Consider the following 25787-nt stretch of genomic DNA (forward strand, 5'->3'; position numbering starts at 1 on the left):
CCTAGTACGCGAACGAGAGCTGCTTGGGCTCATCGTCTTCCGATTCCGGTGGGTCGACGTGCGGGTGCGCGTCGTGGTCGAGAGGTCCTTCGATGACGTAGCGCCGGAGCAGGTAGAACCAGACGCCTCCGAGAGCGGCGTACAGCAGTGTGAACGTCACCAGGGAGGCGACGACGAGGCCGACGGGATGGTCGGAGACACCCTGGTCGACGGTGAGCCGGATCTGATCGACTCCCGAGAGGTTGGGCGCGACAACCCACGGCTGACGCCCCATTTCGGTGAAGATCCAGCCGGCGCTGTTGGCCAGGAACGGCGTGGGAATGGCCAGCAGCGACAGCCACGAGAACCATTTCTGGTCGGGAATCCGGCCACCTCGGGTGACCCACAGTCCCGCGACAGCGAGCAGCGCCGAGCCTGCGGCCAGACCGATCATCATCCGGAACGCCCAGTAGGTGACGAACAGGTTGGGCTTGTAGTTGCCCGGTCCGAACTGCTGCTCGTACTGATCCTGTAGTTGGTTGACGCCCTGCACGGTGGCACCGAAGTCGTTCTCCGCCAGGAACGACGTGAGGCCGGGGATCGCGATGAGGTGCACCACGGATTCGCAGTTGTTGTGGGTACCCACGGTCAGGAGCGAGAAGCTGGCTCCGGTTTCGGTGTCGCACAACGATTCTGCGGAGGCCATCTTCATCGGCTGCTGCTCGAACATGAGCTTGCCCTGAATGTCTCCGGTGATGGCAAGCGCCCCACCCGCAACGATCATGACGATGAAGGACATGCGCGCTGCCGATCGGAACATCGAGCGCGAGTCGGTGGCCGGGAGCGCAGCCTGCGGAGTGACCCCATCGGCCGGGAGTGTGCCGAGCTCGTTCTCGGTCTTCTTCTTTCGCGCCTCCCGGACCATCCACCATCCGGAGATGCCGGCGACGAATGTGGCGGCGGTGAGGAATGCGCCTGCGACCGCGTGCGGAAATGCTGCCAGCGCAGTGTTGTTGGTGAGCAGCGCCCAGATGTCGGTCAGCTCGGCGCGGCCGGTTTCCTCGTTGTAGATCGCGCCGACGGGATGCTGCATCCAGGAGTTGGCCGCGATGATGAAGAAGGCCGAGGCGTTGACGCCGATGGCGACGAGCCAAATGGTCGCCAGGTGAACGAGTTTGGGTAGTCTGCTCCATCCGAAGATCCACAGACCGAGGAACGTGGACTCGAGGAAGAACGCGACCAGCCCTTCGAGTGCGAGGGGCGCACCGAACACGTCACCGACGAATCGTGAGTATTCGCTCCAGTTCATTCCGAACTGGAACTCCTGCACGATTCCCGTTGCGACGCCGAGTGCGAAGTTGATGAGGAACAGCTTGCCGAAGAACTTGGTCAGTCGATACCAGGAATCCTTGCCGGTGATCACCCACATGGTCTGCATGGCCGCCACCATCGGCGCGAGGCCGATGGTGAGGGGTACGAGAATGAAGTGATAAACGGTGGTGATACCGAACTGCCACCGCGAGACATCCAACGCGTCCATCGATACTCCGAACTCTTCCACCCGAGCTGTGACGGGCAACACCGCAGGTCAGGGCATTGGCCCGCGACTGATTCGAATGTACTACTACGAGTAGTAGTAGGGAAGAGTCTTTCGACAGGGCCATTGGACCCTCAGAGCATCCGAACGGCCTCCACCGCGAGATCGACCATCTCGGGCACCTCGTCCGCGCGGCTGGGCCGCCCCAGAACGACGCCGTTCATCGATGTCACCCGCGCCGCCAGCGTGACGCTCGAAACGAGCCAAACACCGTCCGCTGCAATGAGATCGGCTGGATACAGATGCCCGTGCTCGCACGTCCAGCCGGCCGCCTCGGCCACCGAGAACAGGGCGGCAACAGTGGTGCCCGCCAGGATGCCCTGCTCGACCGACGGTGTGACGAGAGTCTTACCGCGCGCCACCACCACCGTCGATCGGGGTCCCTCGAGCACTCTGCCCTCGCTGCTGAGGTAGATCACGTCGTCCACGCCCTGGCGGGCAGCGTGGCGCAGCGCGGCCATGTTGGTCGCGTACGACAACGTCTTCGCGCCTGCCAGCTGCCACGGCGCACCGGCGGAGAAGTCCACCGAGTAGCCCCGATCGAGCGTCATCACCGACACCCCGTTCTCCCGGGCGTTGCGCACTCGACCCGGCAGTGGCCCCAGCGTTACGAACGCCGTCGGATCGCCGCCGCCCTCACGACCACGGCTCAGCACCAACCGCAGAACGCCCTCGTCCGTGGACTTCTCCGTCCACAGGCCGACCGACTGCTCGATCACTGCGCGCCAGGCATCCGGATCGGGGACGGGAAGATCCAGGGCCGCCGCCGACACGGCCAGACGCGCCAGGTGCAGCTCGACGCCGCAGGCCGAGCCGTGACGCACCAGCAGCGTCTCGAACGCGCCGTCGCCACGCACGGCAGCCAGATCGTCGGCGAACAGCAACGGCCGATCCGCGTCGTGCACTCGGCCGTCCAACGTCACCACTACCGACTCCGACATGCCGCCACCCTAAAGGCTGTGGCCGGGTGCTCCTACTATGGAGTGGTGTCCGATCCTGTGACGATCACCCCGAGTCCTCTTCTCACTCTCCCCGGCGCAGTGCCCTCTCCCGACGACAGCGTCGATGCCGGCGTCGCCTGGCACTACGGCAATCCGTTCGGCGAACAACGCAGTGCCGTCAGCGCAGCCGCCGTCATCGATCGATCCCACCGATTCGTGCTTGCCATCAGCGGCGACGAGCGCTCGAGCTGGCTGAACACGATCTCGAGCCAACTCGTGTCGGATCTGCCCGACGGCAGCTCGGCCGAAAACCTGAGCCTGGACGTCAACGGCCGCATCGAGCATCACTTCGTTCAGACCGATCTGGGCGGGGTCACCTACATCGACACCGAACGTGCACAGGGACCGGATCTGCTGTCGTTCCTGAAGAAGATGGTCTTCTGGGCCAAGGCCGAACCCAGAGAGGCCGACGAACTCGTCGTTCTCTCCGTCCTCGGATCCGACGCGGCGTCGATCCTCGACAAGGCGGGCCTCCCGGTTCCGAGCGAGATCTACGGCGCGTCGGCAGTGGACGGCGGCGGCTTCGTCCGGCGGATGCCCTGGCCGGGTCCGAACTCGTACGACGTCGTCGTCCCCCGAGCAGGCCTGAGCGACTGGTTCCTTCGCCTCCGTGACGCCGGTGCTGCCCCGGCCGGAACGTGGGCGTACGAGGCGTTGCGGGTGGAATCGGTGCGACCGCGGGTGGGCGTGGACACCGACGAGAAGACCATTCCGCACGAGGTCCGATGGATCGGCAGCGCAGCCGAGTTCGGCGCGGTTCATCTGGAGAAGGGCTGCTATCGCGGGCAGGAGACCGTCTCGCGGGTGCACAACCTCGGTCGACCGCCGCGTCACCTGGTACTCCTGCATCTCGACGGTTCCGCCGACGGACGGCCCGTGACCGGCGACCCCGTCACCGCCGGTGGCCGCGCGGTGGGGCGTCTGGGGACCGTTGTCGACCACTTCGAGCTCGGGCCCGTTGCCCTCGCGCTGGTCAAGAGAACGATTCCGGTGGACACCGCCCTGGAGGCGGGTCCGTGCGCAGCGTCGATCGACCCCGATTCCATCCCCTCGTACGACGACGTGCAGGCCGGCCGCGCGGCCGTCGATCGCCTTCGCGGCCGGTGACCGGGACCGTCTCGGCGGTCTGCGTGGTGCATGCCGACGTCCCGTTCGGGCGGCGCGGCGTCGTCGACAGCGGCATCGACAAGCGCCCCGCGCACGGCCCGGTGGATGTGCACGAGCTCGGCATCGGCGGGGACCACTGTTCCGACACCAAGTTCCACGGTGGTCTCGATCAAGCCGTGTACGCCTACGACGAGGCAGAAGCCCGGTACTGGGCCGATCAGCTGGGTGCGCCCGTCGAGCCAGGACGGTTCGGCGAGAATCTGCGGACCAGCGGCGTCCCGGTGACCGACGCGGTGATCGGGACGCGGTGGCGCATCGGCACGGTGACACTGGAGGCAACCATCGCACGCAAGCCCTGCGGCACGTTCGCGCGGTGGATGGGCGAGCCGGGGTGGGTTCGCCGATTCACGGCCCGGGGAGATGTGGGCGCTTACTTCCGAGTGCTCGAGCCCGGGGTCTTCGCCGCCGGTGATTCGGTGACGGTCGAATCGGTTCCACGGCACGCGGTGACGGTGCGGATGCTCTTCGAGGGGCGGGACGCCGCGGCGATGCAGACTCTTCTGGACGAGCCCGGATTGGCACCGAAGGTGTACCGCGACGCGGCGGCGGCGCTGAAATCGTCGCGGAGGCCATGACGCGCAGCACTACTGTTTTCGTGTCGTAGCGCGAAGATAGTTCGCCTGAGCACGGATATGCGCAGGTACAGGCAGCGCGGACCCCTGCCCCGGGCGTGTCGCGCCGCCGGGCCCGGCATCGACACGTGGTGCCGTATGCGCATCGCGGCGATTCGCGCGCTAGAGTGTGTGCCAGGAAGAAATACCAACTCTAACGGGGCCGCCAAATTTCCCCAGGCCGCCCCGCAAGTCCGCGAGGGGGCACCGCCATGGGCCGAGGCAGGGCTAAGGCAAAGCAGACAAAGGTCGCTCGTGAGCTCAAGTACAGCTCGCCGACAACGGACTTGGAGAGTCTGCAAAGAGAGCTCTCCGGTGGTTCGTCCAACTCCCATCGTGGCGGCATCCACTCTGACTCGGATGTGCATTCCCGAGTCGAGGAAGACGAGTACGAGGACTGGCGACGCTAGAAACTGTGCATTGAACGACTGAGGGGGAGCCGCACCGCGGCTCCCCCTCACTTGTTCGTCGTGTGACCAGCCGGTCAGAACCTCGGGTGGTTACCCAGCAGCAGCGCGCGCTCGTCGGCGACGTCCTTGCCCGCAGCCTTCTTGACCGTGCCGAGCGTCCAGCAGTCGATGTGCCGTGCAGTCAGTACTGCCAGAGCACGATCGACGTCCTCGGGGGCGACGATCGCGACCATGCCGACACCCATGTTGAACGTCTGCTCCATCTCGGCCCGCTCGACGCGTCCGCGCTGCGCGATGAGGGAGAAGATCGGGGCCGGGCTCCACGTGGTCCGATCGAGTTCGGCCACGAGACCCTCGGGCATGACGCGCGAGAGGTTGTTGGCGAGTCCGCCGCCCGTCACGTGGCAGAACGTGCGCACGTCGGTCTCGGCCGCGAGTGCGAGGCAGTCCTTGGCGTAGATCTTCGTCGGCTCGAGCAGTTCTTCGCCGAGTGTGCGGCCGAACTCCTCGACGTGTCCGCCGAGATCCATGTGGTTGATCTCGAGCAGCACCTTGCGAGCGAGCGAGTAGCCGTTGGAATGCAGACCGGACGATCCCATGCCGATGACGACGTCGCCGGGACGAACGCGCTCGGGTCCGAGGATCGAGTCCGCCTCCACGACGCCGATGCCGGTGGCAGAAAGGTCGTAGTCACCGTCGGCCATCAGCCCCGGGTGTTCGGCCGTCTCGCCGCCGAGCAACGCACAACCGGCGATGATGCAGCCTTCGGCGATGCCCTTGACCAGTTCCGCGACCTGCTCGGGTACGACACGGCCGACGGCGATGTAGTCCTGCAGGAACAGCGGCTCGGCTCCGCACACGACCAGATCGTCGACGACCATGGCCACGAGGTCGAGACCCAGGGTGTCGTGCTTGCCGAGGGCCTGGGCGACGGCGACCTTGGTGCCGACTCCGTCGGTCGAGGCAGCCAGGACCGGCTCGCGGTAGTCGCCCTTGAGCGCGAACAGACCGGCGAAACCACCGAGACCGCCCATGACCTCGGGCCTGCTGGCCTTCTTGGCGAGTGGCGCGAACAGTTGAACTGCTCGGTCTCCTGCGGCGATATCGACCCCGGCCGCCGCGTAGGAGGCACCGCCCGAGTGAGTTGCGCTCGTGGGTTGGGATTCCTCGGTCATTCGGCTCCAGCCTGTGTACTCGTTCATGTCAGCGCCCCCAAAGCACGCGAACCGTGCGTAGCGGCGCAGATAGCGCCCTAACGGTACCGGAGTGCCCGCTGGCGGGAAGAATTCACGTGTGCAGCCGCTTGCCCGGGATGGCGGCCAACAGCTTCTTCGTGTACTCCTCCTCCGGCGAGCGCAGAATCTTCCACGGCGTGCCCTGCTCGACGACCTGGCCGCCCCGCAGCACCACCACTCGATGTGCGACGCGATCGACCACCGCCAGATCGTGGCTGATGAACAGGCAGGCGAAACCGAACTCCTGCTGCAGCGCCTCGAACAGGTCGAGTACGGCCGCCTGGACCGAGACGTCGAGTGCACTGGTCGGCTCGTCCGCGACCACCAGATCCGGTCCCAGCACCAGTGCCCGCGCCAGGCTGACGCGTTGCCGTTGCCCACCGGACAGCTCGTGCGGGTAACGCTTGTCGGTGCCGGACGGTAGCTGCACGGCGTCGAGCAGCTCGGTGGTCCTGGCCGCGATCGCATCCTTGGAGCCGTACTTGTGCACGATCATCGGCTCGGCGATGCACTGTCCGACGGTGAGCCGCGGGTTCAGCGACGCCGATGGGTCTTGGAAGACGAAGCCGAATCGCTTGCGCAAGGGCTTGAGCTTGCGCTCGCTCACGCCGGCGATGTTCTGTCCCATCACCGTCACGCTGCCGCTGGTCGGCTTCTGGAGCGCTGCAACGCACCTGCCGATCGTCGACTTACCCGAGCCCGATTCGCCCACCAGACCGAGGGTTTCGCCGCGGTGGATGGTCAGCGAGACGTCGTCGACCGCTCGGAATGCCGAGGAGCCGACCCCACCGGAGAACTGCACCACCAGCTGCGAGACCTCGAGTACCGGCTCGCCCGACGTGTCGACGGTCTTGTCCGACTCCACTGCAGCAAGGGTCGGCACCGCGGCCAGCAGCTTTTTGGTGTACTCGTCTTCGGGGGCGTCGAACAGCTGTGCCACCGGCGCTTCCTCGACGACGCGGCCGTTCTGCATGACGACGACGCGGTCCGCCAGATCGGACACGACGCCCATGCTGTGGGTGATCAGCACGATGGCGCACCCGAGCCGGTCTTTCAGATCGCGCAGCAGCTCGAGGATCTCGGCCTGCACCGTGACGTCGAGGGCGGTGGTCGGCTCGTCGGCGATGATGACTTTCGCCTCACACGAGATGGCGATCGCGATCATGACGCGTTGCTTCTGGCCACCGGAGAGCTCGTGTGGGTAGTACGAGAAGCGCTGCTCGGGGTTCGGCAACCCCACCATCGTCAACAACTCGATGGCCCGCGCCTTGGCATCCTTACTGCCCATCCGTTTACCGTCCGCGCGGGTGTGTGCACGCAGCGCCTCGACGATCTGATACCCGATGGTGAACAACGGATCGAGAGCACTGCCCGGTTCCTGGAACACCATCGAGATCTTGTTGCCCCGCAGCCTCGCCCACGCCTTGTCGTTCAGCGTGGTGACGTCCTGCCCGCCGAGAACCACGTGCCCGTCGACCCGCGCGGTATCGGGTAGCAGCCCGATGGCGGAGCGAACACTGACGGATTTACCCGACCCCGACTCCCCCACGACGGCGAGAACTTCACCGGGATAGACCTCGAACGAGACCTCGGTGACGGCATCGACTTCGCCGGCATCGGTGACGAACGAAACGGACAACGACTGCACCGACAATGCGGACTCGCGTGGAGTCACGACACTCGATGTCATACCTTCACCGCCTTCTTGAACTTCTTGCGAGTGCGCAGCAGCGGATTGAGTGTCTCGCTTGCACTTTCACCGACCATGGTCAGACCGAGGACCACCAGCACGATGCCCAGGCCTGGGAACACCGACGTCCACCAGATGCCGTTGGAGATGTCCGGTAGGGCCTTGTTGATGTCGTATCCCCACTCCGAGGCGGAGGTCGGCTCGATCCCGAACCCGAGGAAGCCGAGCCCGGCGAGGGTGAGGATGGCCTCGGCTCCGTTGAGCGTGATGATGACCGGCAGTGTCTGCACCACGTTGGCGAGTATGTGCCGGAACAGAATTCGCGGTGTACCGGCTCCGGTCACCCGCGCGGCGTCGACGTACGGTTCGGTCTTGACGGCCACCGTCGCGTTGCGGACCACCCGGAAGTACTGAGGCACGAAGATCGCCGTGATGGCGATGGCCGCGGAGGCGATACCGCCGAAACTCGACGACTGACCGCCTGCCACGACGATCGAGATGACCACCGCGAGAAGCAGAGACGGGAATGCGTACATCGCGTCCATGAACAGCACGAGCACCCGGTCGAACCAGCGGCCGATGTAACCCGAGGCCAGACCGAGGGGAACGCCGATGATCAGGGACAGCACCAGCGACGAGGCGATGACCATCAATGCGGTTCTGGCACCGTAGATCACCCGCGAGAACACGTCCTCACCGCGAACCGAGGTACCGAACCAGTGATCCGCGGACGGCGCGGCTTGGCGGGCGAAATCCGCACCGGCGTCACTGGTCTGCGAGAAACCGTACGGCGCGAGAATCGGCGCGAACAGCGCCGCGATCACGAACCCCACCATCAGCGCCAACCCGACGATGAGCGTGACCCGCTGCAATCCCGAGGTGGACTTCACGAACGCGACGCCGGGGAACCCTCTGCGGTGCGGACGGGTGGGAGGGACGTCGGACAGCACGACTTCGGTGCTCATCAGAACCTCACTCTCGGGTCGATGAGGGCGACGATCGCGTCGGTGACGAAGCTGACGACGGCGACCACCACGGCCAGGAACGTCACGATGCCTTGCACGGCAACGAAATCGCGGGCCTGCAGATAACGGGCGAGTTCGTAGCCCAGTCCTTGCCACTCGAAGGTCGTCTCGGTGAGTACGGCACCGCCGAGGAGGACGGCGATCTGCAGTCCGATGACGGTGACGATGGGAATCATGGCGTTGCGGAACGCATGTCGCCTCGTCACCGTGCCCTCGCTCAGCCCGCGCGCGCGGGCGGCGTCGACGAACGGCGCCTGCAACGTCTGAATCAGGTTGACTCGCACCAATCGCAGGAACACACCGGCCGTCAGCAGGCCGAGCGCAAGAGCGGGCAGAACCGCGTGTTCGAGCACGTCGACGGTGTAACCGGTGTCGCCGTACAGGAACGAGTCGATGATCAGAATGTTCGTCTTCGGGGAGACGTTCTGCAGTGCCAGTTCCACATTGGTACTGGCCCGCCCGGCGACCGGCAGCCAGCCGAGCTTGACGGCGAACAGCAGCTTGAGCAGCATGCCGACGAAGAACACCGGGGCCGCGTACGCCAGGATCGCGAAGATTCGCAGCGACGCGTCACCGAACCGGTCGCGATGGGTGGCGGCGTAGAACCCGAGCGGGATGCCGACCGCGAACGCGACGAGCAGCGCCCAGAACGCCAATTCCAGTGTGGCAGCACCGTTGACGAGCAGGACGTCACTGATCGCGCGATTGTCGGTGGCGGAGCGGCCGAAATCGCCGCGCAACAATCCGGTGAGGTACTCCCAGTACTGCGTCAGGATCGGCCGGTCGTATCCGGCCTCGGCCTTGCGCTGGGCGATCTGTTCGGCGGGTAGTCGACCGCCGAGGGCGGCGGTGATCGGGTCACCGATCACACGCATGAGAAAGAAGACGACGGTGACGAGAATCCAGGCAGTCGGGATGATCAGCAGAAACCTGATCCCGAGATAGCGGGCGAGCGCGCCGTATCGTGACGGCGCGCTCGCCTGCTGCGCTTTCTTCTCCCCTACCGGCGTCTGTGCGGTAGCGGGCACCGGTCAGCTCTTGGCGAGAGTGACGAAGCGGAACTTGAACGAGGCGTCGAGGGTCTCGTCCACACCGCTGATCTCGTCGGTGGCGACGGCGATCTGCTTGCCCTCCAACAGCGGAAGGGTCGGCAGGTAGTTGGTCGCGAGCTCGGTCTGAATCTGTCCGATGATCTGCATCCGTGCGTTCTCGTCGGCGGTCGTGCGCTCGAGGTCGAGCAGTGACGTGATCTCCGGGTTCTCGAAATGCGACTGGAGGAAGTTGTCCGGTCCGAAGAACGGCGTCAGGTAGTTGTCTGCATCGGGGTAGTCCGGGAACCAGCCGAGCTGGTACACCGGGTACGCGTCGGCGACACGTTCCTTGGTGTACGTGCTCCACTCGGTGGACTGCAGATTCACGTTGAACAAGCCCGTCGCGTCGAGCTGACTCTTGATCGCGGCGTACTCCTCGCTCGAGCTCGAGCCGTAGTGATCCGGGTTGTACTGCAGGTTGAGTTGGATCGGAGTGGCGACGCCTGCAGCGGAAAGGAATCCGGCAGCCTCGTCCTTGTTGGGTGTCTCACCGTAGACGTCGGAGAAGGCCTTGTTGGAACCTTCCAGACCGGTCGGCACCACGGAGTACAGCGGGGTGTAGGTGCCCTTGTAGACGCCGTCGGAGAGCGCCTGGCGATCGACCGAGGCAGCAATTGCCTTGCGTACGGCCAACTTCTGCTCGGGGGTGTTGCCGGGCATCGTGTTCATGTTGAAGACCATGTAGCGGGACTCGCCGCCGGGACCCTCGTGCACCGTGAGGCCGTCGACGGCTCCCAGCGATTCGACGTCGGTCGGGGTGAGGGAGCGCCATGCCACATCGATGGCCTTGTTCTGCACATCGAGCTTGAGGTTGTCGGAGCTGGTGTAGTACTTCACGTTGACCGACGACGTCTTCGGGGTGCCGAGAATGCCGTTGTAGTCCCCGTTGGCCACGAAGCTGACGAGTGAGTTCTTGCCATAGCTGGAGATGGAGTACGGGCCGGCGAACGGCTTGCCCGCAACCACTGCGTCGTCGTCGAGCACCTTGTCGGCCGGGAACACCGTCTGGTCGACGATCGGGCCCGCGGGTGTCGCGAGGATCTGCGGGAACGTCTGATCGTTGGCCGCTTTGAGGGTGAACTCGACCGTCTTCTCGTCCGGTGTCGCGATGCTGTCGAGATTGGTCAGCAGCGACGCCGGCCCGTTCGGATCGTTGATCGCGACGATGCGGTCGAACGAGAACTTGACGCTCTCGCTCGTCAGCGGATTGCCGTTGGCGAACTTCAGGTCGTCCTTGAGCGTGCACTTGTAGACGGTCGGCTCCGCGAAATCGCAGCTCTCGGCCGCATCGGGCTCGAGCTCGGAGCTACCGGGAGCGAAGTTCATCAGGAACGGATACGTCTGGTTCATCACCATGAACGATCCGTTGTCGTACGAGCCGGCCGGGTCGAGCGAGGTGACCTGGTCCGTGGTGCCGACCGTGATGGTCTCACCGCCGCCGCCGTCGCCGGATCCACCGGCGTCGGTGCGTCCCGAGCCGCACGCTGCGGCGGTCAGTGCAAGTACCGACAGTGCGGCCACTGCGGCGGTCTTCTTGCCGTGCTTACGCACAGCCGTTCGTGATGCGGCGCTGTAGCGCTGCATGCGTCCGTCGTCGGGCGACAGGGTCATCTGAGCCTCTATCCAATCGGTGTGTCCTATGTAACTCGGGACAGTACCGATGGACTGTTTCCAATATGTGGCATTGAGAAAACCCTGCTGTTCCCTAACGGAAAAGACCAGGTCAAGGACGGCTGAGAGCGCTCACATTCGCGTCGTTGTCCACCGGTTGCCCAGCGGCCGACGCCAGCAGACCCTCGAGCACGTGCTTGCCGAGTGCATTGTCCGCGGGCAGATCGATGGGGTACTTCCCGGTGAAACATGCTGCACACAAGCGCGATTCGGGCTGCTCCGACGCCGCGATCATGCCGTCGATGGAGATGTAGCCCAGCGAGTCGGCACCGATGGCCTGCCGGACGCCTTCGAGGATTCCGTCCTCGGAATCGACGCCATTGGCGATCAGCTCTGCGGGAGAAGCGAAGTCGATGCCGTAGAAGCAAGGCCACCGCACCGGCGGGGACGCGATACGGACGTGGATCTCGAGGGCGCCGGCCTCGCGCAGCATCCTGATCAGCGCCCGCTGCGTGTTGCCGCGAACGATCGAATCATCCACCACCACGAGCCTTTTGCCGCGAATGACCTCTTTGAGAGGGTTGAGCTTGAGCCGGATACCGAGCTGGCGAATGGTCTGCGACGGTTGAATGAACGTGCGGCCCACGTACGCGTTCTTCATGAGCCCCTGGCCGTACGGGATTCCCGAGCCCTGGGCGAAGCCCACGGCTGCCGGAGTTCCGCTCTCGGGCACCGGGATGACCAGATCACCCTCGGCCGGATGCTCCTTGGCGAGGCGACGTCCGATTTCCACCCGAGTCGAGTGCACCGATCGACCACCGATGACGCTGTCGGGCCGTGCGAGATAGACGTACTCGAACACGCAGCCCTTGGGCTCGGGGGCAGCGAAACGCGAGGACCGAACGCCGTCGGCGTCGATCGCCAGCAGTTCGCCGGGCTCGATGTCGCGGACGAACGCTGCACCGACGATGTCGAGTGCTGCGGTCTCGCTGGCGACGACCCAGCCGCGATCGAGGCGACCGAGGCACAGCGGCCGAACGCCGTGCGGATCACGCGCGGCGTAGAGGGTGTGCTCGTCCATGAAGGTCAGGCAGAACGCGCCTTTGAGCAGCGGAAGCAATTCCATCGCCGCCTGCTCGATGGTGCAGTCGGCGGCCTTGTGCGCCAGCAGTGCCGTCACGACATCGGAATCCGACGTCCCGTTGCCCTGCAATCGATCGCTGATCAGGCCCGCATCGCGAGCCTTGGTGGCGAGTTCGGCGAAGTTCACCAGATTGCCGTTGTGCCCGAGCGCGATACCGGTACCGGCAGTGGTGGTACGGAAGATCGGTTGCGCGTTCTCCCACGTCACCGACCCACTGGTGGAGTACCGGCAATGGCCGATGGCGACGTGCCCGGGCATCGCGCCGAGCGTCTGCTCGTCGAACACCTGACTGACCAGGCCGAGATCCTTGAACACGAGCACCTGGGAGCCGTCGGACACCGCTATGCCTGCGGCTTCCTGCCCACGGTGCTGCAGTGCGTAGAGGCCGTAGTACGAGAGCTTGGCCACGTCCTCGCCCGGTGCCCACACACCGAACACTCCACACTCTTCGCGCGGCTCGTTCTCCGGCTCGTCGATGGGTTTGCCTACCAGAAGATTCGGACTGTCGACCGACAAATCGGCGTTGGTCACGGGCATTGCTCCCTAGGGGGTCCGGGGCGGGGGGCCGTGCCCAGTCTACGGGCACACGGGCTGACACAACGCATCGTGTGTCCAGGAGATTCCCGACGGCCGAACGGCCGCTGAAATCCGGCGGTCAGGTGATGGTCAGCAACGGCAACCACCGACCCACCTCGACGGCCCGGCTGCCGGACGCATCGATCGAGCCGTCGCCGAGCGCCTCGGCGAAATCCCGGGTCCCGGTAGCCACCTGAAGCCATGTCAGAGCATCGGTTTCGACGACGTTCGGCGGGGTTCCTCTGGTGTGCCGGGGCCCGACGATGCACTGCACCGCGACGAACGGCGGCACCCGCACCTCCACCGACGACCCCGGCGCGTTCTGACCGAGAGTTCTGGCGGTGGTGCGCACGGCGGCGGCGATCTGTGCCCGCGGCGGCTTCTCGGCCTCGCCTCTGATCCAGCCCGCGACGGCCAGAACGGCCTCGCGCACCTCGGCGGGACCGACCTCCTTGTGCGGTGGCATCTCCGGTCAGCTCCTCTCACGTTCGGTTACCGCGAGATGCGCCAACACGGCACCGCTCGCGTTGAGTGCGTAGTGCAGCGCAGCAGGGGCGAGCACACTGCCGCTGCGCGTCCGCAGCCACGAGAACACCACCCCGGCGACGATCGTCGCGGCGACGGTCCCGGCCACCGAATCCCCGGCGGCGCGGGCGGGACGAATGTGCCACAGTCCGAAGAAGACCGGCGACAGGGCAGGCGATGCCGCATCGAGCACACCGCGGAAGAGCAACTCCTCGGTCAGCACCGTCCCCACCGGAATTCGAAACAGCACCCATTCGGCGAGATCGTCCTCGGACGGACGGACGCGTCGACGCAGTGCGGGTACGGCGGCCACCACCGCAGACCCCAAGACGGGTATCGCTGCCGCAGCCGCACCCCATTTCAGCCCGGATGCGGCGTTACGCAGGCCCAGCCGTTCGGCATTCGATCCCGACACCGCAGCCACAGCGACGGCGAACGACGCGTTGGCCACTGCCCGCCCGCGGGCTCCGAGCCCGGCCGCAGGCAGCACGTACGTGCTCCACGCCGTTGTCACGAGTCCGGTCAGAATGGGTCGTTCCGCAGGCTCCACTCCGGTTGCCAGAGCGGTTCTCACTTCTCGGGACCGTCACGTCCGGCGAATTGCTCCATGACGCCGCGCACTCGTTCGGTGTCGCGGTCGGTCCACCCCTCGGGAGCGGCGACGGCCACCCAGCCGTCGAGCACGAGGGTTCCGTAGTTGTGACCGTGGCCGTCGGGGACGCCCGCGGCGTTGGTCAGGTCCGCTGCCACCTGCCAGAAGGTCACCACCGGGAACCAACGCATGCTCGGCAGTCGGTCCGGCCCCGGAGGCTCGGACAGCCAGTCCGGGCGCTCGAACAGCAGGTCGGGTGACCACCAGACCACCGGATCCGACGCATGCTGGACGTACAGGATGCGCGGGGCGTACCAGGGCTGATCCTCCGGTGGGATGCCCGACGAATTGTCGGCGAAGCGAACCGTCAGGCCCTCGGAGTACACCGGCCGAACCTCGGGGCTGCCCGGATCACGCCTGCTGACGAACTGACTCCAGATGCGGTTGTCGTTCGGCGGACCCACCCACAGGACGCCGTCGGTGGTGGCGCGGATGTCGGCCAACCCGTCGAACGCGCCTTCACCGGACTTCGTCCCCAGACTTTCGCCGTAGACGTAGAACTTGGGGCGGGTGGCCTCGGGCTCCTGCAGCCAGCGGTCGTGCACTTTGTCGATCAGCGCCTTGCCTGCCTGGGCGGCTTTGTCGCCCTCGGCGATGAACGAGATCCAACTCGGCAGATACGAGTACTGAGAGGCGACGGTGGCGACATCGCCGTCGAACATCAGCTCCTCGGCCTCGACGGCGGTGGGGTTGACCCAGCCGGTGCCGGTGGTCGGCACGACGATGAGCGCTTTGCGCTGGAACGCGCCGGTGCGTTCGAGTTCGGCGACGACGATGTCGAGTCGTTCGTCCTGAGTCTCCGCGGTTTCCAGTCCGGCGTAGGCCCGAATGGGTTCGAGGCTCGGACGTCCGGTGGCCCGTTCCATCTCGTCGGCTCGCAGGCCGCTGGAGACGAAGTTGCGACCCTCGAATCCGAGTGTGTCCCACGGTGCCAACGAGTTCGGGCTACCCGACCTCTCGTCGGCGACGGGTTGTTCTGTGCCCTCTCGCGTTTCGTCGTTCTGCAGACTGAACACCGAGTTGGTCACCTCGGAGACCGCACGCAGCAGCACACCCTGAACCAGGGCGACGACCAGCACCACCAGGACGATCACGCCGAGTGCGTTGGCCACCTCGCGTGGCATCTTGACGATGCGATTGATCTGACGGGCGAGCAATCGGACGACGTCGCGTAGCACCCGCGAGATCGAGATGAGCAGTGCGGCAATGGCAATGCTCAACGCTCCGGTGCGGAGGTACCCCGTCGTGGTGGTCCCCTCCGCGTCCATGAGCGCGGCGAGTTCACGCTGCCACTGCGCCGAGACCGCCAGCATGATCATCGACGCAGCGACGGCGACGACGAGTACGACCACCTTGACTGCGAGTTCGACCTTGCGCGGCAATGGCCACCACGAACGCGAGGACAGCCACCAACGCGTCACCGCCCATCCCACGGCCACCCCGAAGGCGTACCCGATAGCCGAGTTGATGCCGCCGATGATGCCTTGGAACAGCCATCCACGAGGCAGCAGCGACGGCGTCAGTGACCAGCAGAAGAACAACGCGCTGAACGCGATTCCGGTGAAGTCCAGACGCAGCAGGCCCCACGACCACATGACGAACGGATGCTTCTCCGGCGACGGAGCCGAGAACTCCACCGTCGGAAAGTGATACCGATGATGCTGATCCTGCTCGAGTGTGGGCTCGGTCCCCCTTCGACGCTCCGATACCTGTCCCCCCACCTCGGTCAGCCGAAGAGTCTGGGAAGAGTGCTCTCGAACGTCTCCCGCAGTTCCGTCATCGGCACGGAGAACTGCCCTTGGACCTCGATCGAATCCGAGCCCTCGTCGACGACGCCGACGCGCGCCCACGGAAGTCCACGTGCGGTGCACATGCCGGTGAACCGGGTCTCCTCGGTGCGCGGCACGGCGACCAGAACCCGGCCGGAGGATTCGGAGAACAAGGTCACGAACGGGTCTGCGCCTTCGGGAACGATGATGCGGCAACCGGTTTCGCCGGCCAAGGCTGCCTCGACGACGGCCTGAGCGAGACCACCCTCGGACAGGTCGTGTGCAGCCGAGACCAGGCCGTCGCGGGAGGATGCGAGCAGGATGTCTGCCAACAACTGCTCCCGAGCGAGATCGACCTTCGGCGGAACGCCGCCGAGGTGATCGTGCTCGACCTGCGCCCAGATGGACCCGTCGAACTCGTCGTGGGTCTCCCCCAGCAGGATGAGTGTCTCGCCGGGCTCGAGGCCGAGCCCCGTCGGGATGCGGCGATGGACGTCGTCGATGACGCCCAGCACTCCGACCACGGGGGTCGGCAGGATCGGCTCCGCGCCGGTCTGGTTGTAGAAGCTGACGTTGCCGCCGGTGACCGGGATGCCGAGGGTGACACACCCGTCCGCCAAACCGCGTACGGCCTGCTGGAACTGCCACATGACACCCGGGTCCTCCGGCGAACCGAAGTTCAGGCAGTTGGTGACGGCCTTGGGAGTGGCACCGGTGACCGCGACGTTGCGGAACGCCTCGGCCAGAGCCAGCTGCGCGCCCTGATACGGGTCGAGTGCGGTGTAGCGGCCCGACGCGTCGGTGGCCAAAGCGATTCCGCGACCGGTCTTCTCGTCGATGCGGATGACGCCTGCATCGGCGTTCTCGGCCAGCACGGTGTTGCCGCGGACATAGCGGTCGTACTGCTCGGTGATGAATCGGCGGCTGCACAGCTGCGGCGAGCCGATCATTTTGAGCAGAGTGGCCTTCAGCTCGTCCGCGGTTTCCGGACGCTTCAGCGACGCCGTGCTGTTCGCGATCAACGCGTCCTGGGTGTCCGGGCGCTGCACCGGACGGTTGTACACCGGGCCTTCGTGCGCAACGGTTTTCGGCGGTACATCGACGACGGTATCGCCGTGCCAGGTGATCTGGAGGTGCTCGCCGTCGGTGACCTCACCGATGACCGTGGCCAGGACGTCCCACTTCTTGCAGACGGCCATGAATGCGTCGACGTTCTCGGGGGTCACCACGGCGCACATGCGCTCCTGGGATTCGCTCGAGAGCACCTCCGCCGGCGTCATGCCGGTGGCGCGCATCGGCACCTTGTCGAGCTCGATGTGCATGCCACCACTGCCGGCGGACGCGAGTTCCGATGTGGCGCAGGACAACCCGGCACCACCGAGGTCCTGGATGCCGACGACGAGCTTGTTCGAGTACAACTCGAGGCAGGCTTCGATGAGCACCTTCTCGGTGAACGGATCGCCCACCTGAACCGCGGGAAGCTTCTTGCGGCCCCCACCGGTCTCGTCGCCGTCGAATGTCTCCGACGCGAGCACGGACACACCGCCGATGCCGTCGAGACCCGTTCGTGCACCGAACAGAATGATCTTGTTACCCAGGCCCGACGCGAACGCCAGGTGCATGTCCTCGACCCGCATGACGCCGGCACACAGGGCGTTGAGCAGAGGATTACCGGCGTAGGAGGCGTCGAACACCGTCTCGCCGCCGATGTTCGGTAGGCCGAGGGAGTTTCCGTACCCACCGACGCCTGCGACGATGCCGCTCAGGACACGGCGCGTATCGGGTGCATCCGCAGCACCGAATCGCAGCTGGTCCATGACGGCGATCGGGCGAGCGCCCATGGCCATGATGTCGCGGACGATGCCGCCGACGCCCGTCGCCGCACCCTGGTAGGGCTCGACGTACGACGGGTGATTGTGGCTCTCGACCTTGAACGTGACGGCCCAGCCGTCGCCGACGTCGACGACGCCCGCGTTCTCGCCGATACCGGCGAGCATCGGCTTGCGCATCTCGTCGGTGGTGGTCTCGCCGAAGTACTTCAGATGCACCTTCGAGGACTTGTACGAGCAATGCTCGCTCCACATGACGGAGTACATCGCCAATTCGGCGTCCGTGGGCCGGCGGCCGAGGATTTCCTTGATGCGGACGTATTCGTCGTCCTTGAGTCCGAGTTCCTTGTACGGCTGCGCAACGTCGGGGGTGGCGACGGCGTTCGAGACAGTGTCTGTGGGTACAGAGCTAGCGGACACGAGGAATAGGTCCCTTCGATGGAGCGAAATGCCAGGGAGAGTCTATAAGGTGCCGCCGACATGTACGGCATCGGACGTATCGGCCTCGTGCGAACATCACCTGATGGACATTGCACTGACCGAGGACGATCTGGACGAAACGGGCGTCATCGACCCGTCGATGGTGGCCAAGGGAGTCGACGTACCGCCGAAAGCCGTCGTCTGTTTCTTCGCCGAGGTGATCGAGAGCATCTGCGCGAAAGGCGACGCCCGAGTGGTGTCGATCATGCGCTCCGAGCACGGCGAACACCCCGTCTACGAGATCGAACGAGGCGGACAGAAACTTGCCGTCTTCCATCCCGGCGTCGGCGCGCCACTGGCCGCACTGTTCCTCGAAGAAGCCATCGCCATGGGCTGCACACAGTTCGTTGCTGTCGGCGGTGCCGGGGCGCTGTCCGACGACCTGGGCATGGGACACGTCATGGTGGTCGACAGCGCCCTGCGCGACGAAGGCACCTCGTTCCACTACCTGCCACCCGGTCGAGTGGTCGACGCCGATCCCGCAGGCGTCGCCGTACTCCAGTCGGTGCTCACCGACGCCGGCATCGACTTCGTCACCGGCCGCTCCTGGACCACCGACGCGCTCTACCGCGAGACCCGCGGCCGAGTCTCGCGCCGCGTCGAGGAAGGCTGCCGAACGGTCGACATGGAGGCGTCGGCCTTCTGCGCAGTCGCCCGATTCCGTGGAGTCCGATTCGCGCAACTGCTGTACGCGGGAGACTCCCTGGCCGCCGACTGGGATCACCGCGGCTGGACCAAGGCAACAACGGTGCGCGAACAGTTGTTCTGGCTCGCTGCCGACGCCTGCCTGCAACTCGATCCGCTCTAGGTCCTCGGGTCGCTGGTCTCGGGTTCGCTTCAGGGTCGCTGGTTCACCCCCGGATTTCGCAAACGCGCGCGCGTTTGCCGAACGCGAGCGAAACAGCCCCAGAATCGAGCACGAATCCGCGCGCACCGGACAATTGCGCGCGCGTTTGCGCCGCCGATCTGGCTCAGGCAGGAGCGAGGAAAGCCGCCAACGCGTCGGCGTATGCCTTCACGTCGCCGGCCCCCATCAACTCTCGGGACGAGTGCATGGCGAGTTGCGCTGCGCCGACGTCGACCGTCGACAACCCGGTGCGCGACGCGGTGATCGGTCCGATGGTCGATCCGCACGGTAGATCTGCGCGATGGACGTAGCGCTGCAACGGTACGTCGGCTTGCTCGCAGGCCAGCGCGAAGGCACCGGCACCGGCGGAATCGGTTGCGTAGCGCAGGTTTTGGTTGACCTTGAGTACCGGTCCGCCGCCGAGTTCGATGCGATGTGCAGGCTCGTGACGATCCGGGTAGTTCGGATGCGTCGCGTGCGCCATATCGCCCGAGGCACAGATGGATCCGGCCATCGTGCGCAGGAATTCCTCGCGGCCGCCGCCGCGCCCGAGCACGATGCGTTCGAGCACGGTGTTGAGCAGGTCCGAGAACGCGCCGCGGTCGGACATACTGCCGACTTCCTCGTGGTCGAACAGTGCCAGCACTGGAGTGACGTCGGTCGGATTCTCCACTGCCGCAAGCAAAGCCTGCGTTCCGGCGTAACACGTGCCCTGGTTGTCCAGACGCGGCGCACTGACCAACTCGGATTCGACGCCCACCACCGCGCTGGGCGCCAGGTCGTGTGTCATCAGTTCCCAGCCCAGCACCGAACCGGGATCGACGCCTTCGCGGTCGGCGACGTAGGAGATGAACGATCGTGGCGAGTTACCCACGCCCCAAATGGCATTGACGTGCCGCTGCGGATCGAGCGTGACGCCTTTGCGGTCCTCGGACAGGTGGATCGCCAGCTGCGGAACGCGGAGGATCGGCTCGTCCACCTTGACGAGCACCTCGCGAGCGGTGTTGCCGTCGCGCACGCTGAGCCGGCCGGAGATACCCAGGTCGCGATCGAGCCAGGAGTTCAGCCAGGCACCGCCGTACGGCTCCAGGCCGACCATCTGCCAACCCGCCGATTCGAGATCGGGATGCTGCTTCACGCGGAGATTGGGGCTGTCGGTGTGCCCGCCGACGATGCGGAAGGGGCCATCAGGAGTGGAGCCTGCGGAACGACCCGCATTGATGTGCTCGGTGCTCCACGCGACGAGAGAACCGCCGCGGATCAAGTAGTAGCGGCCTGGTTCGGTCGGCCAGGCATCGGTCTCGTCCAGACGCACGAATCCGGCGTCTTCGAGCTGCACCGACACCGTCCGACACACATGGAACGGGGACGGCGAGACGTCGACGAAGTTGCAGAGACCGGCAGCAGAGGCAGAGGACGACATGGGAACCATTGTGTCAGCCGCCGCGTCGAACACCCCGAGAGCACACACCGACCGGGGGAGAAACATGAAGATCGAGCCGACACCGAACCAACACGTCGCTCACGCAACCACACTCGCCATCGTACGAATGAAAACGATCGAAGCATTTCGTACCCGCGGAATGGTGGTGCACCGTGAGGATGCGACCACGCTCGGTGCGGAGTCGGGTGCACGCTTCCCGCTCGACAACGTGTTCGCCCGCTGCTCGGGTGCGCCCCGGTCGGCGTGGGACGGCGTCATCGGCGGCCATGTCCAGGTCATGATCGAGGCGATGCGCGAGTCCGCTCCGGCGTTCATCGCAGGCCTGTCCGACGACGAGTTCTACTCGAAACTCCGTGAACGCGTCGTCGCGCCGTGCGTATTGGAATCCGTGGGTTCGTACCGTTACTCGGTTCCCCTGCTCGCGACACCCGATGCGCCGAGGCGGGTGTTGAATCTGTCGTCTCCCAATCGAGCTCTGACGTTGTCCGACAGTCACTTCGAGGGCCGCGACATCGACGCTGCGTGGGCTGCGGGTCGCAAGAACACTGCGGCGATCGAGTTCGAGGGAGCGCAGTTGCTCGAAACCGAGGGGGTCTGCATCGAGGTGCTCGACGGCGATTCGATCTATCTTGCGTCGAAGATTGCCGATATGACCACGTTGATTTCGTCGCATCTGGGCGAATGCCTGTACGGCGTACTCTTCGCCGTCCCCAACGCGTACGAATTCGCCTTTCACCGGCCCCGCGACGCCGACGACGCAGTCGCGGCAGCCACCGCACTCGCCGAGCTGGCCGACGTGTTCTCTCGCGATACACCGAGCCCACTGTCGCGCTCGGTGTTCTTCTGGCGAGACGGCGAGTATTGCGACGTGACGCACGGGCCTACGGGTATCTTCACCTCAGCTTTGACCGAACTACGCGCACGCGCGGCCTGACTGCAAACACATTCCGACAGACCCGCTATTCAGGCGGCGGAGTGGTCGGTCGTCCCGCTGCAGCGTCGCGAATCCAGTCGGGTACGGGTTGATGATCGCGTTCGGCCATGGTGATGTATGCGCGGGCAGCGGCAGCGGCGACCGTTGGCCGTGGTGCTTTGAGGTTGCGTTCGTCGGTGGTGGTCATCGCAGGTCCTCCTGCTCGCTCTCGCCGTCAGTGTCCTCGGCTTCGCGCGGTTGCGCCAGTGCGCGACGTGCAGACCGGCCCGCAACGGCCAGCAGCACCTTGCGTCGATGCTGGCGATGAGAGCGACCCCGACGACGGCCAGAACGCCAACGACGAGCGTTACCCACGATTGGGCGGGCATCTGCAGCTCAGTGCGCCCCGGATACGCAGAACACGTTGCCGTCGGGATCGCTCAGCGTCACCCAGCGAAAGTCACCCATGGTGTGCTGCTGGACCTCGGTCGCACCCGACTCGACCAGCCGAGAGACCTCGTCGTCGAGGTTCTCGGCGGTCATGTCGAGGTGGAGGCGATTCTTACCCGGCGACGGGTCGTCGACCTTCTGGAAGGCCAGTCGATACGGGGCCGAAGCGAGTGCGACGACGTAGAACCAGCCGTCGTTCTCCTCGACGATCGATCCGTCGACCTGTGAGGCCCACCAGCGAGCGAGCGGGCCCGGGTCGGTGGAATCGAACGTGATCATGCCCAGGGTCAGTGTCATGGCGGAAGATTAGACCCACCCACCGACACGAAAATCAGGCGTTGACGATCGCGTCCAGTGCCGAGTAGAAGATGCCGAGCCCGTCGTCGCTCGGGCCGGTCAACGGCTCGGTGGCGTGCTCGGGGTGGGGCATCAGGCCGACGATCCGACCGTTTGCCGACGAGATTCCGGCGATACCGCGCTGCGACCCGTTGGGGTTGCTCCCGCTGTAGCGGAACACGACGCGGCCTTCACCTTCGAGCTCGTCGAGCACGCTCTGCGATGCCTGGAATCGGCCCTCGGCGTTCTTGACCGGAATCAGGATCTCGGCATCCTGCTCGTATCGCGACGACCATGCCGTGCCGGCATTCTCGACCTTCAACCACTGGTCGCGGCACACGAAATGCAGGCCCTCGTTGCGCGTCAACGCTCCGGGAAGCAGTCCGACCTCGCACAACACCTGAAAACCGTTGCAGATACCCAGGATCGGCATCCCGCCCTCTGCCGCCTTTACGACGGACTCCATCACGGGAGCGAAGCGGGCGATCGCACCGGCCCGCAGATAGTCGCCGTACGAGAATCCGCCGGGGACGACGATGGCGTCGACGTTCTTCAGATCGGCGTCGGCGTGCCACAGGCTGACGGCTTCGCCGCCGGCGAGAGTCACGGCGCGGGATGCGTCGACGTCGTCGAGAGTTCCGGGGAACGTGATGACTCCTACGCGGGCGCTCATGAGATGCGGGTCACTTTCCAGTCCTCGATCACCGTGTTGGCGAGCAGCGATTCGGCAATCTTCTCGAGTTCGGCGTCGTCGACGGAATCGTCGATCTCCAGCTCGAAGCGCTTGCCCTGACGCACATCGGACACACCGGAGATTCCCAGCCGGCCCAGCGCACCTGCGATGGCCTGACCCTGCGGATCGAGAATCTCGGCCTTGGGCATGACATCGACTACGACTCGGGCCACGAAAGCGCTCCTTGAAATACGTACAGCAAGACAGTTACCGGCAGGTGGGAGTCTACGCAGCCCTGGCCAGCGGAGTGAAACCGCGCTTACTGTGGGGTGCATGCGGCTGACACACTTCGGACATTCCTGCGTTCTGGTCGAACTCAACGGCACCACGGTGCTGTTCGATCCCGGCACGTTCTCTCACGGATTCGAGGGCATCACCGGACTCGACGCCATCCTGGTCACCCACCAGCACCCGGATCATGTTGATCTGCAGCGACTTCCCGCGCTTCTCGACGCCAATCCCCGCGCCGAGCTGCACGCCGATCCCATGACGGCAGGCCAGCTCGGAGGAAAATGGATCGCGGCCCCGGCGGGCAAGGACTTCTCCGTGGGCGGCATCACCGTCACCGGAGTCGGCGGCACGCACGCCGTCATCCATCCGGAACTGCCGGAGATCGACAACACCGGTTATCTGCTCGGTACTCCGGAGAACCCGGGGCAACTGTTCCATCCGGGTGACTCGTTGTTCGTTCCCGAGCAACAGGTCGAGGTACTGGCATTGCCCGCGGCAGCGCCGTGGTCGAAGCTGTCCGAGACGGTCGAATTCCTCCGTGCGGTGGCACCGAGGATGGCGTTCCCCATTCACCAGGCCGTCGTCGCGGAACAGGCGAGGGGCATCTACTACGGACGCTTCAAGGAGATGTCCGACGCCGAAATCCGCGAACTCCCCGAGGAATCGTCCGTCTCGATCTAGCCGGTGACCTCGGGCGGGAGGGTGCCGATCATGGTCACTTGCGTTCCGTCCCACTGGTAGTCGATCGTCGCCGGTCCGCCGGTCGGGTTCGCATTGGCGTCATCGGCGAGTGGCCAGCGGTAGTTCACTGTGATCGTGTCGGAGGATTGCGCCGCCACCGACGTGAACCCGTACGGCTCCAGCGTCGCGGTGCCGAGGTACTCGGCGTCGTGGAAGAAGAGCAGATGTGTCGGCGAGCTCACCGTTGCCCCGGACGGCAGGGCTTCGACCCAGGTGAACGACGCACACGGATCGTCGATCCGCGTAGCAACCCACGGTGAATCGGCGAACACCGGAGGCAACGAGTCCACGGCCGCTGTCACCGGAGCCGACGTCAGATTCAGACATTGTGCCCCGGTCACCGGCGGACCCATCGGGACCAGGTCGCTGGCCTCCTCGGGTGGCGTTCGCTGCGGCTGCGCTCCCTCGGTCACGGTGGCCGGGGCGGGTGTCAGCGGTGCCAAGCTCGTCGCTGTGGTCGTCGGAAGGGCCGAGGACGGTGCTGCCGACGGCGTTCCTTGCTCCGATCCGCCGCACGCGACGAGAGCTGTTGCACCGACTGCGAGGAGCAGAAGTCGTTTCATGAAGACCACCTGGTTCGATTTGCCCGACGTCAGGTATGTCCACTCGCAAACGCGTTCCGTTACATCACATTTCGATCAAGGGGCCTGAACCCTGCCGGCGCAGGCAACTTCTGCTCCACTGTTCGCTCGCTCCGCGGTATTTCAGCGGAAGCCGCCACAGAGTGGAGCGCCAGTTGCACTCGTCAGTCGAGCCGAACCAATTCCCGCAGTGCCGACTCGTCCACCGCGTCGAGTCCGTCCAAGAATGCAGCAGCGAAGGTACCCGGACGCGACGTCGAGCGAGCCGCAATCTCCGACGCGACCGCCACGTGCGCGTGCGCGGCGGCGGCACCGATCAACGCAGACGGAGAAACGGAACAGTACGCCGCCGTCAGCGCACCCAATGCGCATCCGGTGGCCGTAACTCGTTGCAGCAGTGCGCTTCCGCCGCCGATCTTCACCGTCGAGCCTTGCGCGAAGATGTGGTCGACCTCCCCCGAGGCCGCTACGACCTCGGCGCGGTCGAGGAGAGAACGCGCCGCGTCGACGGAATCCGCCACGTGCGCAGACGAATCCACGCCTCTCGAACCACCCTCGGCGCCCGCGAGCCCCATCACCTCGGACGCATTTGCGCGAATCACGTTGGGCCGATTGGCAAGTAGTTCCACCGCGACCTGGGTTCGCCACGGCAGCCCGCCCGCTCCCACCGGATCGAGTACCCACGGCTTCCCCGCTGTTCGCGCGGCAGCCGATGCCAAACGAGAACTTTCCACCTGCGCGGCCGTCGGAGTTCCGAGATTGACCAGCACCGCGTCGGCGATCTCGGCGAAGCCGGCCGCTTCCTCCGGATTGTCGACCATCGCCGGAGCCGCACCTGCCGCGAGCAGGGCGTTGGCGACGAATTGCACCGACACCGTATTGGTCAGACACTGCACCAGCGGATTGCGATCACGCAGCAGTCGATGCGCGGCAACGATGTCGTCCAGGGTCACACTCGAGGCATTCATCGCTGTCGAGTCTACGACCGCTCCCACCCCGTTCGCGTCAATGGACCACCCCACCCCCTTCGGATCAATGCGCCTTTCTTGCAATCTGAGTGACTGAAAGCCACATTGATCCCAATTGGAGGTACAGAGCAAGCCGGGGGCGGGGACGATT

Annotated in this window: 25 protein-coding genes; 6 read left to right on the forward strand and 19 right to left on the reverse strand. The window is 65.5% G+C overall.

The window, feature by feature from the left end; all coding sequences use genetic code 11:
• Position 1: 1 nt before the first annotated feature.
• Both CH268_RS25125 and CH268_RS25130 read right to left on the reverse strand, forming a co-directional pair.
• On the reverse strand, positions 2-1519 hold the full coding sequence (locus tag CH268_RS25125; protein ID WP_094666217.1) for a cytochrome ubiquinol oxidase subunit I: 1518 nt from the start codon (positions 1517-1519) through the stop codon (positions 2-4).
• Between the two features lie 131 nt (positions 1520-1650).
• Positions 1651-2517: an aminodeoxychorismate lyase gene (locus CH268_RS25130; RefSeq protein WP_094666186.1), complete on the reverse strand. Its 867-nt coding sequence runs from the start codon at positions 2515-2517 to the stop codon at positions 1651-1653.
• Positions 2518-2562: 45 nt separating this feature from the next.
• On the opposite strand from CH268_RS25130, the gene ygfZ reads away from it, so the two are divergent.
• From ygfZ to CH268_RS25145, 3 genes are all read left to right on the forward strand, one after another.
• Positions 2563-3684, forward strand: coding sequence for a CAF17-like 4Fe-4S cluster assembly/insertion protein YgfZ (ygfZ, locus tag CH268_RS25135; protein ID WP_032400972.1), 1122 nt, complete (start codon positions 2563-2565; stop codon positions 3682-3684).
• On the forward strand, positions 3681-4319 hold the full coding sequence (locus CH268_RS25140; protein WP_094666187.1) for an MOSC domain-containing protein: 639 nt from the start codon (positions 3681-3683) through the stop codon (positions 4317-4319). The genes ygfZ and CH268_RS25140 overlap by 4 nt, the downstream gene beginning before the upstream one ends.
• A gap of 248 nt (positions 4320-4567) precedes the next feature.
• Entirely contained in the window at positions 4568-4765 is a 198-nt protein-coding gene (locus CH268_RS25145) for a DUF3073 domain-containing protein (RefSeq protein WP_072692062.1), read from the forward strand.
• Between the two features lie 74 nt (positions 4766-4839).
• On the opposite strand, the gene purM is transcribed toward CH268_RS25145, so the two are convergent.
• The 10 genes from purM to purL form a co-directional block, all read right to left on the reverse strand.
• Positions 4840-5940, reverse strand: a complete 1101-nt coding sequence (gene purM, locus CH268_RS25150) for a phosphoribosylformylglycinamidine cyclo-ligase (protein WP_027495851.1) — start codon at positions 5938-5940, stop codon at positions 4840-4842.
• A 112-nt stretch (positions 5941-6052) separates the two neighbouring features.
• Positions 6053-7690, reverse strand: coding sequence for an ABC transporter ATP-binding protein (locus CH268_RS28380; RefSeq protein ID WP_094666188.1), 1638 nt, complete (start codon positions 7688-7690; stop codon positions 6053-6055).
• Positions 7687-8655 (reverse strand): ABC transporter permease, encoded by a 969-nt coding sequence (locus tag CH268_RS25160; RefSeq protein WP_032367489.1) that lies wholly within the window; start codon positions 8653-8655, stop codon positions 7687-7689. Before CH268_RS25160 ends, CH268_RS28380 begins: the two co-directional genes overlap by 4 nt.
• Positions 8655-9650 (reverse strand): ABC transporter permease, encoded by a 996-nt coding sequence (locus CH268_RS25165; RefSeq protein ID WP_032367512.1) that lies wholly within the window; start codon positions 9648-9650, stop codon positions 8655-8657. The genes CH268_RS25160 and CH268_RS25165 overlap by 1 nt, the downstream gene beginning before the upstream one ends.
• A 96-nt stretch (positions 9651-9746) precedes the next feature.
• A complete protein-coding gene (locus CH268_RS25170; RefSeq protein WP_045842145.1) occupies positions 9747-11390 on the reverse strand; it encodes an ABC transporter substrate-binding protein in 1644 nt (547 codons plus the stop codon).
• 139 nt (positions 11391-11529) lie between these two features.
• Positions 11530-13092 carry an amidophosphoribosyltransferase gene (purF, locus tag CH268_RS25175; protein WP_032367510.1) on the reverse strand — a complete coding sequence of 521 codons (1563 nt, stop codon included), beginning with the start codon at positions 13090-13092 and terminating at the stop codon, positions 11530-11532.
• A 124-nt stretch (positions 13093-13216) separates the two neighbouring features.
• A complete protein-coding gene (locus tag CH268_RS25180) occupies positions 13217-13603 on the reverse strand; it encodes a sterol carrier family protein (RefSeq protein ID WP_032367488.1) in 387 nt (128 codons plus the stop codon).
• 6 nt (positions 13604-13609) lie between these two features.
• A complete protein-coding gene (locus tag CH268_RS25185) occupies positions 13610-14191 on the reverse strand; it encodes a CPBP family intramembrane glutamic endopeptidase (RefSeq protein ID WP_094666218.1) in 582 nt (193 codons plus the stop codon).
• Positions 14192-14232: 41 nt separating this feature from the next.
• A complete protein-coding gene (locus tag CH268_RS25190; RefSeq protein WP_230595216.1) occupies positions 14233-15909 on the reverse strand; it encodes an alpha/beta hydrolase in 1677 nt (558 codons plus the stop codon).
• 131 nt (positions 15910-16040) lie between these two features.
• Positions 16041-18332 carry a phosphoribosylformylglycinamidine synthase subunit PurL gene (gene purL, locus CH268_RS25195; protein ID WP_032367486.1) on the reverse strand — a complete coding sequence of 764 codons (2292 nt, stop codon included), beginning with the start codon at positions 18330-18332 and terminating at the stop codon, positions 16041-16043.
• A gap of 103 nt (positions 18333-18435) precedes the next feature.
• On the opposite strand from purL, the gene CH268_RS25200 reads away from it, so the two are divergent.
• Positions 18436-19200 (forward strand): nucleoside phosphorylase, encoded by a 765-nt coding sequence (locus CH268_RS25200; RefSeq protein ID WP_228139152.1) that lies wholly within the window; start codon positions 18436-18438, stop codon positions 19198-19200.
• Between the two features lie 163 nt (positions 19201-19363).
• Here the strand turns inward: CH268_RS25200 and CH268_RS25205 are convergent, their stop codons facing one another.
• On the reverse strand, positions 19364-20671 hold the full coding sequence (locus CH268_RS25205) for a M18 family aminopeptidase (protein ID WP_094666219.1): 1308 nt from the start codon (positions 20669-20671) through the stop codon (positions 19364-19366).
• Positions 20672-20789: 118 nt separating this feature from the next.
• Between CH268_RS25205 and CH268_RS25210 the strand changes: the two genes are divergently transcribed.
• Positions 20790-21617: a hypothetical protein gene (locus CH268_RS25210; RefSeq protein WP_176458049.1), complete on the forward strand. Its 828-nt coding sequence runs from the start codon at positions 20790-20792 to the stop codon at positions 21615-21617.
• 25 nt (positions 21618-21642) lie between these two features.
• Here CH268_RS25210 and CH268_RS28020 read toward each other — a convergent pair whose 3' ends face one another.
• From CH268_RS28020 to purS, 4 genes are all read right to left on the reverse strand, one after another.
• Complete coding sequence (locus CH268_RS28020) at positions 21643-21804, reverse strand: hypothetical protein (protein ID WP_176458050.1); 162 nt, start codon at positions 21802-21804, stop codon at positions 21643-21645.
• A 188-nt stretch (positions 21805-21992) separates the two neighbouring features.
• Positions 21993-22343, reverse strand: coding sequence for a VOC family protein (locus tag CH268_RS25215; protein ID WP_032367485.1), 351 nt, complete (start codon positions 22341-22343; stop codon positions 21993-21995).
• A 34-nt stretch (positions 22344-22377) separates the two neighbouring features.
• Positions 22378-23055, reverse strand: coding sequence for a phosphoribosylformylglycinamidine synthase subunit PurQ (purQ, locus tag CH268_RS25220; protein WP_027495839.1), 678 nt, complete (start codon positions 23053-23055; stop codon positions 22378-22380).
• Complete coding sequence (gene purS / locus CH268_RS25225; protein ID WP_032371340.1) at positions 23052-23288, reverse strand: phosphoribosylformylglycinamidine synthase subunit PurS; 237 nt, start codon at positions 23286-23288, stop codon at positions 23052-23054. The genes purQ and purS overlap by 4 nt, the downstream gene beginning before the upstream one ends.
• 100 nt (positions 23289-23388) lie before the next feature.
• Between purS and CH268_RS25230 the strand changes: the two genes are divergently transcribed.
• The gene (locus CH268_RS25230) at positions 23389-24027 is read left to right on the forward strand and encodes an MBL fold metallo-hydrolase (RefSeq protein WP_032367483.1); all 639 of its coding nucleotides are present in this window, start codon (positions 23389-23391) and stop codon (positions 24025-24027) included.
• Here CH268_RS25230 and CH268_RS25235 read toward each other — a convergent pair.
• Positions 24024-24650 (reverse strand): LppP/LprE family lipoprotein, encoded by a 627-nt coding sequence (locus tag CH268_RS25235; protein ID WP_094666220.1) that lies wholly within the window; start codon positions 24648-24650, stop codon positions 24024-24026. The two genes, CH268_RS25230 and CH268_RS25235, sit on opposite strands and share 4 nt — an antisense overlap.
• Before the next feature lie 182 nt (positions 24651-24832).
• Complete coding sequence (thiM, locus tag CH268_RS25240; protein ID WP_094666221.1) at positions 24833-25636, reverse strand: hydroxyethylthiazole kinase; 804 nt, start codon at positions 25634-25636, stop codon at positions 24833-24835.
• Positions 25637-25787 lie beyond the last annotated feature (151 nt).

The sequence above is a fragment of the Rhodococcus sp. 06-1460-1B genome (assembly GCF_002258475.1).
Classification (GTDB): Bacteria; Actinomycetota; Actinomycetes; order Mycobacteriales; family Mycobacteriaceae; genus Rhodococcoides; species Rhodococcoides fascians.